Annotated in this window: 12 protein-coding genes and 1 tRNA gene; 11 read left to right on the top strand and 2 right to left on the bottom strand. The window is 56.5% G+C overall.

Features of this window, described 5'->3' with window-relative positions; translation table 11 throughout:
• The first annotated feature begins 59 nt into the window (after positions 1-59).
• The 9 genes from rho (at position 60) to M0P74_04990 (ending at position 8571) form a co-directional block, all read left to right on the top strand.
• Complete coding sequence (gene rho, locus M0P74_05030; protein MCK9362944.1) at positions 60-1307, top strand: transcription termination factor Rho; 1248 nt, start codon at positions 60-62, stop codon at positions 1305-1307.
• Positions 1308-1538: 231 nt separating this feature from the next.
• Entirely contained in the window at positions 1539-1751 is a 213-nt protein-coding gene (gene rpmE / locus M0P74_05025) for a 50S ribosomal protein L31 (GenBank protein ID MCK9362943.1), read from the top strand.
• 205 nt (positions 1752-1956) lie between these two features.
• On the top strand, positions 1957-3027 hold the full coding sequence (prfA, locus tag M0P74_05020; protein MCK9362942.1) for a peptide chain release factor 1: 1071 nt from the start codon (positions 1957-1959) through the stop codon (positions 3025-3027).
• A 38-nt stretch (positions 3028-3065) separates the two neighbouring features.
• On the top strand, positions 3066-3914 hold the full coding sequence (gene prmC / locus M0P74_05015; GenBank protein MCK9362941.1) for a peptide chain release factor N(5)-glutamine methyltransferase: 849 nt from the start codon (positions 3066-3068) through the stop codon (positions 3912-3914).
• 52 nt (positions 3915-3966) lie between these two features.
• Positions 3967-5217, top strand: coding sequence for a UDP-N-acetylglucosamine 1-carboxyvinyltransferase (gene murA / locus M0P74_05010; GenBank protein MCK9362940.1), 1251 nt, complete (start codon positions 3967-3969; stop codon positions 5215-5217).
• Positions 5218-5260: 43 nt separating this feature from the next.
• Positions 5261-6550, top strand: coding sequence for a histidinol dehydrogenase (hisD, locus tag M0P74_05005; GenBank protein ID MCK9362939.1), 1290 nt, complete (start codon positions 5261-5263; stop codon positions 6548-6550).
• Between the two features lie 42 nt (positions 6551-6592).
• Entirely contained in the window at positions 6593-7429 is an 837-nt protein-coding gene (gene panB, locus M0P74_05000) for a 3-methyl-2-oxobutanoate hydroxymethyltransferase (protein ID MCK9362938.1), read from the top strand.
• A 65-nt stretch (positions 7430-7494) separates the two neighbouring features.
• Positions 7495-8424, top strand: a complete 930-nt coding sequence (locus M0P74_04995) for a 2-dehydropantoate 2-reductase (GenBank protein MCK9362937.1) — start codon at positions 7495-7497, stop codon at positions 8422-8424.
• A 72-nt stretch (positions 8425-8496) separates the two neighbouring features.
• Positions 8497-8571, top strand: a tRNA-Gly gene (locus tag M0P74_04990).
• A 102-nt stretch (positions 8572-8673) separates the two neighbouring features.
• On the opposite strand, the gene M0P74_04985 is transcribed toward M0P74_04990, so the two are convergent.
• Complete coding sequence (locus M0P74_04985; GenBank protein ID MCK9362936.1) at positions 8674-9828, bottom strand: acyl-CoA/acyl-ACP dehydrogenase; 1155 nt, start codon at positions 9826-9828, stop codon at positions 8674-8676.
• A 213-nt stretch (positions 9829-10041) separates the two neighbouring features.
• Positions 10042-11331, bottom strand: coding sequence for an OmpA family protein (locus M0P74_04980; protein ID MCK9362935.1), 1290 nt, complete (start codon positions 11329-11331; stop codon positions 10042-10044).
• Positions 11332-11741: 410 nt separating this feature from the next.
• Here M0P74_04980 and pcnB point away from each other — a divergent pair, with 410 nt between their 5' ends.
• Positions 11742-13073, top strand: coding sequence for a polynucleotide adenylyltransferase PcnB (gene pcnB, locus M0P74_04975; GenBank protein ID MCK9362934.1), 1332 nt, complete (start codon positions 11742-11744; stop codon positions 13071-13073).
• 144 nt (positions 13074-13217) lie between these two features.
• Complete coding sequence (locus tag M0P74_04970; GenBank protein ID MCK9362933.1) at positions 13218-13688, top strand: ribosome maturation factor RimP; 471 nt, start codon at positions 13218-13220, stop codon at positions 13686-13688.
• The last annotated feature ends 25 nt before the right edge of the window (positions 13689-13713 follow it).

The raw sequence follows: 13713 nt of genomic DNA, 5'->3' as shown, positions 1-13713 counted from the left end.
CCGCACGGGGTGGATGCCATTCGGCATCTCGTTAATAACCAACTATACAGGCAAAAAAAATGCACATCGAAGATATTAAAAGACAACCTATCAGTGAATTGACAAAAATGGCCAAGGAGCTGGATGTTCCCGGCGCCAGCGGCATGAGAAGGCAGGACCTGATTTTCGCTATCCTGCAGACGCAGGCCGAAAAGAACGGCGTTATTTCGGGCTCCGGCGTTCTGGAGATACTGCCGGACGGGTTTGGCTTTTTACGGGCCGTAGATTACAACTACCTGCCCAGCCCGGACGACATCTACGTTTCGCCCTCGCAGATCAGACGATTCAGTCTGCGAACGGGTGATACGGTCTCCGGCGAGGTAAGGCCGCCGAAAGAAGGCGAAAAGTACTTCGCGCTGCTGAAGGTTGATGACGTCAATTTTGAGAGCCCGGAAGCGGCGCGCGACAAAATTCTCTTTGACAACCTGACGCCGCTGTACCCGGATGAAAAGCTGAATCTCGAACACGATCCGGAGAATTACTCCACGCGCATCATGGATCTCTTCACGCCGATCGGCAAAGGGCAGCGCGGTCTGATCGTCTCTCCGCCCCGCGCCGGTAAAACGGTTCTTCTGCAGGACATCGCCCACAGCATCACCGCCAACCACAAGGAGGTTGTGCTGATGGTGCTTTTGATCGATGAACGGCCCGAAGAGGTAACGGATATGCAGCGCAGCGTGGCGGGGGAAGTGATCTCCTCCACCTTCGACGAGCCGGCTACCCGCCATGTACAGGTTGCGGAGATGGTTATAGAAAAGGCGAAACGGCTCGTGGAGCACAAAAAGGATGTCGTCATCCTTTTAGACAGCATTACCCGTCTGGCTCGCGCCTACAATACGGTTGTCCCCCCTTCCGGGAAGGTGCTTTCCGGCGGGGTGGATTCCAACGCCCTGCATAAGCCGAAGCGCTTCTTTGGAGCGGCCCGCAACATAGAAAACGGCGGCAGTCTGACAATCATTTCCACCGCGCTGATTGATACCGGCAGCCGGATGGACGAGGTCATCTTCGAGGAGTTTAAGGGGACCGGGAACATGGAACTGCACCTTGACCGCCGCATCGCCGATCGCCGGGTTTTCCCCGCTTTCGATCTGATTCGCTCCGGAACGAGGAAGGAAGAGCTGCTCATCCCGAAGGCCAATCTCAACCGGGTATGGATATTGCGGAGGCTGCTCCAGGAGATGAATCCGGTGGATGCCATGGAATTCATCATCAACAAGATTCGCAAGACGGACAACAATAAATTATTCCTCGATTCGATGAATTCGTAAGCGGTTTTTTGCAAGTTCCGGGGGCCCCAAAGCAGTTAGGATGCGGCTTTGCCGGGGGGCGAATAAATAGTGCTTGAAATTCAATTTTAAATGACTATAATCCCCAGTTGCCCGCTTGGCAAGGGTGAGGCTGCGGAGAAGGGGAACGAGTATTTTTTGCATGGTTTTTACTGAGCGCTGAAGGCTGAAAAAGCCGGAAGCCGAAGATTAATTAAAAGGAGACATACAGACATGAAACAGGGAATTCATCCCGAATATAAGGACACAACGATAAGCTGTGTTTGCGGAAATGTTATCGCGACAAGGTCAACCAGACAGGATATCAAGGTGGAAGTCTGTTCCCAGTGCCATCCCTTCATGACCGGAAAGCAGAAGATTGTCGATACGGCGGGACGGGTGGAGAGGTTCAACCGCAAGTATGCGGGATTAGAGAAAAAGGCGTAACCCTTTATCGGTACAGGCGCCACCTTCCCAACGGATTTCCCCCCACTCCGGCCGTCGCCGGAACGGAGGGTTTTAACAGTGGGCTGCTGCCTTTGCCAAATAACGTTCCAGACACGAACAGCCGGTGACAGTCGCCGGCTGTTTGTGTCTGGAACTGACTGGGTTCATGCGGCAGCAGGCCCGTTAATTTTAATAGTGGATCGTGATGTTTTCAAGACTTAAGGAAATAGAAGCCCGATACCGGGAGCTGGAGCAGTTGCTCAGTGACCCTGCTGTTCTCGGCAATACCGGCCAGTATCAGAAGTACGCCAAAGAGCATTCCAATATCCTGCCGCTTGTCGAGACCTTTCGCAAATATGAAAAAGCCGTTTCCCTGCTGCAGGAGGATCAGGCGCTCCTGCAGGGAAACGACGAAGAATTGAAGGAGATTGCCAGAGAAGAGCTCCCCCGGTTGAAAGAATCGGTGGAAACCCTGCAGGAAAAGCTGAATTTTCTCCTGCTGCCCCGCGACCCCAACGACGAAAAAAATGTCTTTCTGGAGATTCGCGCCGGCACCGGCGGGGACGAGGCGGGACTCTTCGTCGAGGATCTCTTCCGGATGTACGCCCGTTACGCGGAAGCCTCCGGCTGGAAGGTGGAAATCATCGGCAGCACGCCCTCCGGCGGCATGGGAGGCTTCAAGGAGATCATTGCCCTGATTGCCGGGCAGGGCGCATACAGTCGGCTTAAATATGAGGGCGGCGTGCACCGCGTCCAGAGAGTGCCGGTGACGGAGGCGCAGGGGCGGATCCATACCTCCGCGGTCACTGTGGCCATTCTCCCGGAGGCGGATGAGGTTGAGCTGAACATCGACCCGAACGATTTGCGAATAGACGTCTATCACTCCAGCGGTCATGGCGGTCAGAGCGTTAACACCACGGATTCGGCGGTCCGCATTACCCACCTGCCGACGGGGATGATCGTCACCTGCCAGGATGAAAAATCGCAGCTCAAGAACAAACACAAGGCGATGAACGTCCTTCGCTCCCGGCTTCTCGATATCGCCGTCCGGGAACATGACGCCGAAATCTCGGAAACGCGCAGAAGCCAGGTGGGAAGCGGGGATCGCAGCGAACGGATCCGAACCTACAATTACCCCCAGGGCAGGGTGACCGACCACAGGATTGGGATGACCTCCTACAACCTCGAAGGTTTTCTTAACGGCGATATCCAATTTATGCTCGATGCGCTGACTACCCATTTTCGGACGGATGCCCTGAACAAGGCGGCCCCTTAAAGAAATTTCCTTAACCTGTACATAGTTTGCGGGAAGTCATGAACATTAAAACGCTCCTTGCCGGCGCTGCTTCCGAGCTCGCGATCTGCGGCAGCGCTTCCCCCCGTCTTGACGCCGATCTGCTGCTGATGCACCTGCTGAAGATCGACCGCGCCCAGCTTTTGGCATATCCAGAGCGCGCAATAACGGAGCAACAGGGAGCTGCTTTCACGGGGTTTCTCGAAAGACGGAAGAAGGGCGAGCCGGTCTCCTACATAATCGGGCAGAAGGAGTTTTGGGGCCTCCGCTTTACGGTGACTCCCGCCGTGTTGATTCCGCGGCCGGAAACGGAATGCCTGATCGAAGAGGTTTTGCGTTTTTACTGTTCCCCCGGAAAAAATCTGCGGGTATGCGATATCGGAACGGGAAGCGGCATAATTGCGATTGTGCTGGCCAGCAAACTTCCGGAAACCCGGATTGTGGCGACAGACATTTCTCAAGAAGCGCTGGCCGTTGCCGGCGGCAACGCCCTTTACCACGGCGTGGCCGGGAGGATTGATTTTCTGCAGGCGGATGTTTTCCCGGACATTCCCGGCAATTTTGATGTCATCTGTTCCAATCCTCCCTATATAACTACCGAACAATACGCGTTACTGCCGGTGGGAATCCGCGATTTTGAGCCCCGTGAGGCGCTGCTTGCCGGCCAAGACGGATTGACGCTGTACCGGAAAATTATCGCGGCAGGGCCACGCCACTTGAAGCGGGGCGGTCGTATTTTCATGGAAATCGGCGAGGAGCAGCAAGACGCGGTTAGCTCCTTGTTAAGGGAAGAGGGCAGCTATGCGGACATCTTTTGCCGCAGCGACTACGGGGGGATGGATCGCGTCTTGTCGGCAAGCAAGAGATAGGGTATAAGGCTGTAGAATATTAAGAGTCAATTGCCGGGGCGGGGGAATAGTAATGGATAAAATAGAGATTATCGGCGGGCGGAGGCTGCAGGGTGAGGTGCGGATCAGCGGGGCGAAGAATGCCGCCCTGCCGGTGCTGGCATCGGCGCTCCTCGTCGATGGCTGGAATACCTTTCACAACATTCCCGATCTGGAGGATATCAAGACGATCCGTACTCTGCTGGCGAGCTTAGGGGTAAAAAGCGAAGGCGGGGAAACTTTAATGATAAGCGCCGGAGAAATTACCAGTTGCGAGGCCTCCTATGATCTTGTCCGGAAGATGCGGGCCTCGGTTCTGGTGCTTGGTCCCCTTGTGGCGAGAAGGGGGGAGGCGCGGGTTTCTCTGCCGGGTGGCTGCGCGATTGGCGCCAGACCCGTAAATCTCCATGTAAAGGCGCTCAAGGAAATGGGCGCGGAGGTGGAGCTAAAGGATGGGTACATCGAGGCGAAGGCTTCGCGCCTGAAAGGGGCGACGATCTATTTTGATACCCCCACGGTGACGGGCACGGAAAACATCATGATGGCGGCGACACTGGCCGAGGGGACAACTGTGCTGAAAAATGCGGCGCGCGAGCCGGAGATTGTCAATTTAGCCGGGGTGCTGAGTGGGATGGGGGCGAGAATCCGCGGGGCGGGTAGTGACGTCATAACGATCGAAGGAGTGAAAGCGCTCCACCCGGTAGAGGCGTGGGTGATCCCGGACCGGATCGAGGCAGGCACCTTTATTATCGCGGCCGGAATGACCAACGGAGATATCCGGATTCTCGATTGCGAGCCCCGTGATCTCGAAGCACTGACGGCCAAGCTGCTCGAAACAGGAATGGAGATAAAAATTGAGGGGGGCTGCCTCCGGGTGAAAGGCAAAAAGGAGGTGAAGAGCGTGGACGTAAAGACCATGCCTCACCCCGGCTTTCCGACGGATTTGCAGGCGCAGATCATGGCGATGATGACGATCGCCAGCGGTCTGAGCGTCATCACCGAAACAGTTTTCGAGAACCGGTTTATGCATGTGAGCGAGATGATCCGGCTGGGCGCGGACATCGTTATCGAAGGCAACAGCGCGATTGTGCGGGGAATTCCGCAGCTGCACGGGGCGCCGGTGATGGCAACCGATCTGCGCGCCTCGGCGTCGCTGATCCTCGCCGGCCTGGCCGCGGAAGGAAAGACCGTGCTTTCGCGCGTTTATCATATTGACCGGGGATATGAGCAGATCGAAAAGAAGCTTTCCGCCCTGGGCGCCGAGATTAAGCGGATTGCCGGGTGATTGACGAAAGGAATTTCAGGAAATCAGGAACGAGTTGGAAATTATGAGGATAATTCAGGCTGACAGTGGGGAATTTGAGGAATATTTCAAACAGTTGACTGGCCGCGGCCAGGTTTTTGACGCCCAGCTTTGGAATACGGTGGGGGCTATTGTGGAAGCGGTCCGCGTCCGCGGAGATGAGGCCCTCTTCGAATATACCGCCCGCTGGGATGGGTTTGCCGTTGCCGCCGCGACGGTGGAGGTTTCCCCCGAGGAGTGGCAGGCCGCGGCGAAGCAGGCTGCTCCTGAAGAGATTGAAATTATGAATCTTTCCGCCGACCGGATTGCCAGGTTCCACGAACATCAGCGACAGGAAAGTTGGTTTATCAACGATGAGGAGGGGGTGGAACTTGGACAATTGGTCCGGCCCCTGGAACGGGTAGGGATATACGCCCCGGGCGGGCGGGCCTGTTACCCCTCTACCGTTCTGATGACGGCGATACCGGCGCGGATTGCGGGCGTGGCCGAAATCATCCTGACTACCCCCTGCCGGGACGGGGTGCTGCCGCCCTTGATCGCCGCCGCGGCAAAGCTTGCCGGAGTCACCCGCATCTTCAAGATCGGCGGCGCCCAGGCGGTTGCGGCGCTGGCCTTTGGGACAGAATCGGTCCCCCGTGTGGACAAAATAGTCGGCCCGGGCAACCGGTACGTGGCGGCTGCCAAAAAAATGGTTTTTGGCCAGGTTGCGATCGATATGATTGCCGGCCCCAGCGAGGTGCTTGTCATTGCCGATAAAACGGGCAATGCCGCCTATGTGGCCGCGGATATGCTGGCGCAGGCGGAGCACGACGAAATGGCAGGCGCGGTGCTGATGACGCCGCACGCGGCATTCGCCCGCGAGGCGGCCGCGGAGCTAAGCCGGCAAATGGCGCATCTGGAGCGGAAAGAGATCGCCGCACGGGCGCTGCAAAATTACGGGGCCGCGATCATTACCAGGGATCTTGACGAGGCGATAATGCTGGCCAACCGTTTCGCCCCGGAACATCTGGAGCTGATGGTGGAAAATCCGCGTGCATATTTGCCCCGTCTGTGCAACGCCGGGGCAGTTTTTTTAGGAACCAGCACACCCGAGGCCCTAGGCGATTACATGGCGGGGCCGAATCATGTTCTGCCCACCGGGGGAACCGCCCGCTTCGCCTCGCCGCTGGGCGTTTATGATTTTTTCAAGCGCACCAGTGTCCTGTCCTTTTCGCAAACGGCGCTGGCGCGTTATGGAGAGCCGACCGCCCGCTTCGCCGATCTCGAGGGGCTTTACGGGCACGGACGCTCCGTCCGCCTGCGCCTGAAAGCATGAGGCGAAAAAACGAGCGTATTTATTTTGAGGGGAGGAAAGCCAATGACGAAAAAACTGACACGCTTTGATTTGCAGACAATGAAGGAGGAGGGGCGCAAGGCCGTCTTGATGACCGCATACGATTATATGACCGCCAAGCTGGCCGAAGAGGCGGGGATGGACATGCTGCTGGTTGGCGATAGTCTCGGGATGGCTGTCTATGGCTATCCCGGAACTGTTCCGGTCACCATGGACCAGTGCATCTGCCATGCCGAGGCGGTGCGCAGGGGAGCCCCAGAGACCCTTGTCATCGGCGACATGCCTTTTGGTTCCTACCATGCCGGAATCGATGATGCCTGCCGCAACGCGATCCGGTTTTACAAAGAGGCCGGGGTGGATTGCCTTAAGCTTGAAGGCGGCAAACGGGTAGTCCCGGTTATCAAGGCGATCGTTGATGGTGGCATGCTTTTGATGGGACATATCGGCTTGACTCCGCAGAGTTCGGGCGCATTGGGGGGATTCAAGGCCCAGGGACGTACAGCGGCGGCGGCAGAGGCGATTGTCGAGGACGCGATCGCGGTATGTGAAGCGGGGGCCTTCTCGGTTCTTGTGGAGGGTGTGCCTCCCGAGGTAACCGTTGCCATCCGCAGGAACGTTCCTGTCCCGGTTTACGGGATCGGCGCCGGCGACTGCGATGGCCAGATCATGGTCTGTTCGGACATTCTGGGGCTTTTTCAGGCGTTTACCCCCAAATTCGTAAAAAGGTACGGTAATGTCGCCGAGGAGTATCGCAAGGTCTTTGCCGCATACAGTGAGGATGTCCGCAAGGGCGCCTTTCCCGGCGAGGAGCATGTTTACCGAATGGCGGAGGGAGAGGCGGCGAAACTGGCAGGGAAGTAGCCGGCAGGCGGGATTTTCCTCTGCCGGCCAGACGGCTGGTCGGTCATTGGTTAAAAGGGGGCAAGGTGAAAATTGCGGTTTTGGGCGCCGGGGCGATGGGATGCCTGTACGGCGCGCTGCTGGCGGAGGCGGGGGAGTCTGTAACGCTGCTCGATGTCTGGGAGGCGCACATTCAGATGATCCGGGAGCGGGGATTGACCATTACTTCTCCCAACGGGGACAGGAACTTTCCGCTGCAGGCGGAAACCGACCCGCGGGCAATCGGTAAGGTCGATCTGGTGATCGTCTTTGTCAAATCGTACCATACCCGTGAGGCAATGAAAGGCGCCCTGTCCCTGCTTGGCGAGGAGACGATCGTTTTTACCGTGCAAAACGGCCTGGGCAATGTCGAGCAATTGGCCGAGATCGCCGGTGAAAAGCGGATACTGGCGGGGACAAGCGGCTTTGGGGCGACGATGATTGCCCCCGGGCATATTCGCCATGCCGGAACCGGGGCGACGACTTTCGGGGAGCCCTCCGGTCTGAAAACAGCGAGGATAGAGCAACTGCGGGCAATCTTTGAAACGGCAGGGCTGAATCCTGTGATAGCCGAAAACCTGCCGGGGATCATCTGGGGGAAACTGCTGGTAAATGTGGGAATAAACCCTATTACCGCCCTGGCGCGGATTAAAAACGGCCAGATTCTGGAGATCCCGGAGTTGACGGAGCTTATGGAAAAGGCTGTCGGCGAGGCGCTGGAGGTGTCCCGCCGCCGGGGCATCCGGCTCGCTTTTGCAGGCGATCCGCTGGAACATGTCAAGGCGGTAATGAGCAACACGAAAGAGAATATCTCTTCCATGCGTCAGGATATCGAACGAGGGAGGCGCACCGAAATTGATTTTATCAACGGGGCGATTGTCCGGGAAGGCGCGGCTCTGGGAGTTCCGACGCCGGTGAATTTTACGCTGACCAGCCTGATAAAGGGTCTGGAAGAGGGGGCGCGGCAGAAAAAATAGCTTGACAAAATGGCGGCTTTTAATATGATGCGCTCGCTTTTCCGCACTGGCGGCAAGCACTGTATTTAATGAGCGGGCGTAATTCAGCGGTAGAATGTCAGCTTCCCAAGCTGGACGTCGTGGGTTCGAGTCCCATCGCCCGCTCCAGAATAATCAAGGGGTTACGGAGCTTCCGTAACCCTTTGTTCGTCAGGCGCGTTGTATCCCGACAGGTCGGCAGCGGAATAAAAGACTCATTGGATGAGCCACTTACCCGGCATGGTATCCGGTCTGGAGGGTGCGGCCAATCGTCATGATCTCCGCTTCCTTTGTTCCTTCAAAGAGTTCCAGAACTTTGGCGTCGCGGTACAGCTTTTCGACAGCATATTCATTAATGTAGCCGTAGCCCCCGTGGAGTTCGACGGCATAATTAGCGCAGAAGACAGCGGTCTCGCCGCCCAGAAACTTCGCCATTGCAGCCAGGGTGTAATCGGGACGTCCCTGATCCATCAGCCACGCCGCCTTATAGGTCATTCCCCGGAGCGCTTCAATGCGGATTGCCATCTCGGCAAGCTTTTTCTGGGTAAGCTGGTAGGAGCCCAGCGGCGCTCCGAAGACTGTTCGCTCCTTCACATATTTGATGCTTTCCGCCAGACAAGCCTCGGAAAGCCCCAGTGCCTGGCCGGCGACCTGGATGCGCGTCGTATCGAAAAAATGCATAAGCTGATAGAAGCCCAGCCCCTCTTTCGTCCCAATCAGATTGGACTGGGGCACCCGGACATCTTCAAAGGCGATTTCCGCCGTATCGGTGGTGCGGATCCCCATCTTCCCGTGAATCTTGGTGCGGGTTATTCCCCTTGTATCGGCGGGGATGCTGATTATGCTGAATCTTTTGTGTTTTTTCTCCTCTGGATTCGTGATGCAAGCGGTCAGCATGAAATCACAGACCGTCCCATTGGTTATAAACATCTTGTTGCCGTTGATCACATAGTCGCTGCCATCCTTGACGGCGCGCGTACCATAGCCGGCAACATCCGTGCCCGCGTTGGGCTCGGTGAAGGCGCCCGCGCTTATTTTCGCGCCTGAGCAGACAGGGGGAAGCAGGGTCTTCTTCTGTTCCTCTGTTCCGTTTTGAAAGATGATCTCACAGCCGAAAGAGGACAGGAGACTGATGCATATCCCCATGTCCACCTTGCAGTACTCCTCGGTGATGAGTGTATTTCCCAGGATGCCGACCCCAGCTCCGCCATACTCTTCCGGGATCCAGGCGCCGATCAGACCGTTTTCCGCCGCCTTTTTCCGGAGATCCGGCGTGTACTTCTCCTCCACGTCGCATTCGTGCACATAGGGGGTGAATTCCGCCTGGGCAAACTTGGCCGCCATATCCTTCAACATCTTATGCTCTTCCGACAATTCAAAATCCATACTTTCTCCTCCAATTTTTGTCGCATTACCGCCTCAGGCAAAGCCAGGGCCTTACGTATAACAGTGCCGCTTGACAAACATTATACAACACCAGGCGCGATTATGTTTAAGGGAATGATGACGCAGGTCGTCTTTTGGGGCAGGGGAGCGGATAAAACGGGGCCCGTTCGCAGGGCCCCGTTTTAAAGCGATCGTTGCCACTTCATTTTTTGGCTACTTCTTGATGATGTACTCGGCTGCCGCTTCTACCCGACGATTCTTCTGACGGCCTGCCTTGGTTGCGTTAGAGGCGATGGGCCGGGTCTCGCCGTACCCCTTGGCGCTCAAACGCGCCGCATCAATTTCCGATTGTTTGATCAGATAATTCATCACTGCCTCTGCCCGCCGCTGGGAAAGCTTTTCGTTGTAGGCGGTCGTGCCAATGTTGTCCGTATGTCCCTCGATCGCGATCTTGAGATCAGGGTATTTTTTCAGGACAGTGGCCAGTTCATTAATTTCATTGTAGTACTGTTTCTTTACCACTGCCTTGTCGAAGTCGAACTCCACATTCAGGGTTACCCTGCCCTTCTCGATGATTGCCGTTTCCTTGGGGGTTGCGGGCGCCGGGGGCGGACAGCCGACCGCATCGACCGTTACGCCGGCAGGGGTCCCGGGGCATTTGTCCAGATAATCGTAAACGCCGTCCCCGTCCGAATCAAGCGGGCAGCCGACCGCATCGACCGTTACGCCGGCAGGGGTCCCGGGGCATTTGTCCAGATAATCGTAAACGCCGTCCCCGTCCGAATCAAGGGGACAGCCGACCGCATCGACCGTTACGCCGGCGGGGGTGTCAGGACATTTGTCCTGGTTGTCCAGAACGCCGTCGTTATCGGAATCGCCGATAACCGCAGCAGCCGGCGCCGCCGGGGCAGAGGGAGCGGGAGCGGGAGCGGGAGCGGATTCCGGGGCTGCCACGGGTGCGGGCGTCTCCTTTGTCCCGCCGAAGGCGAAGGTGACGCCGATGGTGTAGAGCAGATCGTTGTAACGGCCATTCACGGGCAGGACATGGCGTAAATCAGCACGGAGCGCCACATTATCCGTGAGAAAATACTTGAGCCCGCCGCCGTAATTGATCGTTAACTTGTTGCGGCTGTTCATTATCTCCGGGTCGTAATGGGTCATTCCGACGCCTGCGGCCAGAAAGGGCACCAGGCGGTTGCCCGGCAGAAAATGGTAGAGGCCGTCAATGCCGTAGCCGAGCAGCTTCATGTCAGGATTGCCGGCTACGCCTTTGAATTCGGCTTTCACATAGTGGAAGTACCCTTCGAGCCCTGCATTCTTTGTAAAGTTGTACCCACCGCGCAGACCAAAGACCGGTCCGTTTTCGACGTCCATATTTCCCTCAAACCGGTAACCCCCGATGTAAGGAGTGATCGAAACCGAGCCCGCCTTCACCTCGGCCATGCCCGTGGCTGCAAATGCCAGCAGCAGAAGCACGGCAACGCCCAAAGCCATTTTTTTCATTGTTCCTCCTCCATTTGATGGTTAAAAATAATATTACAAACCCTCGATATTCCCAAGAAACTGACACTCCCGCCCGCCGGATTTACTCCCAGTCTGCCGGGCCATTACCTCCCACAGTAAAATACAAAACCGCCAGTTGCACTCTTCTCGTAAGAAATTTGCCCACTTTACGCACCAATGCAAGTGGGTTTTGACAGTATCTTCCCCTGGAAGGCCTTTTGTCAAGTATAATATGCACAAAGAGTTGAAATTAGTCACGTTGAACAGAAAAATATTGGCAATTAAATTCAGCAGAAGGTACGGCCGAAACCGGTTTGTTGCGAACATGCCTCATTTTATCTACCTTGCAAAGCGGAGGGGGTGAAAATTCGTATTGACACCCCGGGCTTTCGATGTATATAGCGGCCGCCATGCAACCACGAATTATTGGTCGAGAGGAACACGGAATATCACGCAAGCAGATCAGCCCCAACGCGCTGCATACCCTTTATCGTCTTCAGGACAATGGTTTTGTCGCCTACCTCGTGGGCGGGTGCGTCCGCGACCTGCTTCTGGGGCGCACTCCCAAGGATTTTGATATAGTGACAAATGCCGCGCCCGGCCAGATCAAACATCTCTTTCGCAATGCCCGGATCATCGGCCGCCGTTTTCGGCTGGTGCATCTGCATTTCCAGGATGAAATTCTGGAGGTCTCCACCTTTCGCGCTTCCGCGCCTTCCGAGGCAGAGGGGGCGGAAGAAGCGGACGGCGAAAAACGCCCGCCGCGTCATCTGAAGGACGAAGACGGAATGGTGCTGCGCGACAATGTTTTCGGGACTCCGGAGGAGGATGCCCTTCGCCGCGACTTTACCATCAACGCCCTGGCCTACAGCATCGCTGATTTTTCGGTTATTGACTTCACCAATGGGATGAGCGATCTGGAACAGCGGCTCATTCGTCCCATCGGCGATCCCTTTGTCCGGTTTACGGAAGATCCGGTGCGGATGATTCGCGCTGTCCGTTTCGCCGCCTCCCACGATTTTGCTATAGATACGGAGGCTTGGGATGTTATCTGCGAACTTGCTCCCACCATCGTCCGCGCCGCGCCGGCGAGGCTCTACGAGGAAATGCTGAAGATCTTCCTGCTCGGGTCTGCCCGTCCGGTTTTTACCCTTTTGGAGAAAAGCGGGCTCCTTGCCGCCCTTTTCCCCGCGCTGATTCGGGGGTCCGCCGCCAAAGGCGATCTGACTGCGGTCTTGCAGGCAAACATGGAAAGTCTCGACCGGCTCCTGCAAAAGGGACTCTCCCCCTCCCCACCGCTTTTTCTGGCAATGCTCTTTGGCCCCGGGCTGGAAGAGGATGCCCTTGCCCGTCACCGTGAGGGCGTTCCCTATTTGCAGGCCCTGGATGCCGCCTGTGAATTGTTTCTGACGGAGCTGGTAACGACCGTCAGCGTGCCGGGACGGATCAGCGGTCAACTGCGCCGCATTCTTGCCTTGCAGCCCTCCTTGCACAGAATACCGCCGCGGCGCCCCGCCTCCCTGGCCGGTCGGCCCGAGTTCTCGGACGCCATGACGTATCTGATATTCACGACCCGGATGCGGGAAGAAGGCCGGAAAGCTCGTGAATGGTGGAAAAACTTCATAAATGCCCCAGCCGAAACCCGGTTGGACCCTCCTGGCGCAGCGGCCGCGGCGCCGGCAAAACGCCGCAGAAGGAAAAGACGCAGCGCTTGTCCTGCGGAACGTATTGTCGCGCCTTAAATTTTCTTCTTGCAATGATCCTCGGCAGATGGTAGAAGGCGACAAAATCATCGGCAGGTTTTGATGAGTGGGCTTGCGCCCACTTTTTTTTTAGAGAGATGGGGAAGCCGGATTTTAACAACAAGAAGGTTAGCTGCTTGGACCATGCAAACGTATGAAGAACAAATTGGGCAACTTGCAGAGCCGCTGATCGCCGCGGATGGGATGGAGATGGTTCTGGTGGAATGCCTGAAGATGAAGGCCCACTGGCTGGTGCGCGTTTACATCGACAAGGAGGGCGGGGTCACCGTGGACGACTGCGCGCAGGTAAGCGACAAACTGGGCGACCTACTGGATGTCCATGATGTGCCGCCGGGGCAATATACGCTGGAGATCTCCTCGCCGGGTCTTGATCGTCCGCTCCATAGGGACAAGGATTTTGTAAGGTATTGCGGTTCCCGGATTCATGTCCGGCTTCTGGAAAAACTGGAAGGAAGGCGTGACTTGCGGGGCGAGTTGGTAAGTTATGAGGACAGCGACGTTGCAGGAAAGGTCATTGTGATGTCCGTGGATGGTCAAACCTTGCGAATCCCGAGGGAAAAGGTTGTAAGGGCCAATCTGGAATATACATTGTAACCTTGTCATTATAATGGTTATTAAC

Source organism: Syntrophales bacterium, from assembly GCA_023229765.1.
Taxonomy (GTDB): Bacteria; Desulfobacterota; Syntrophia; order Syntrophales; family UBA5619; genus DYTH01.
This window is presented reverse-complemented; position numbering and strand designations above follow the sequence as displayed.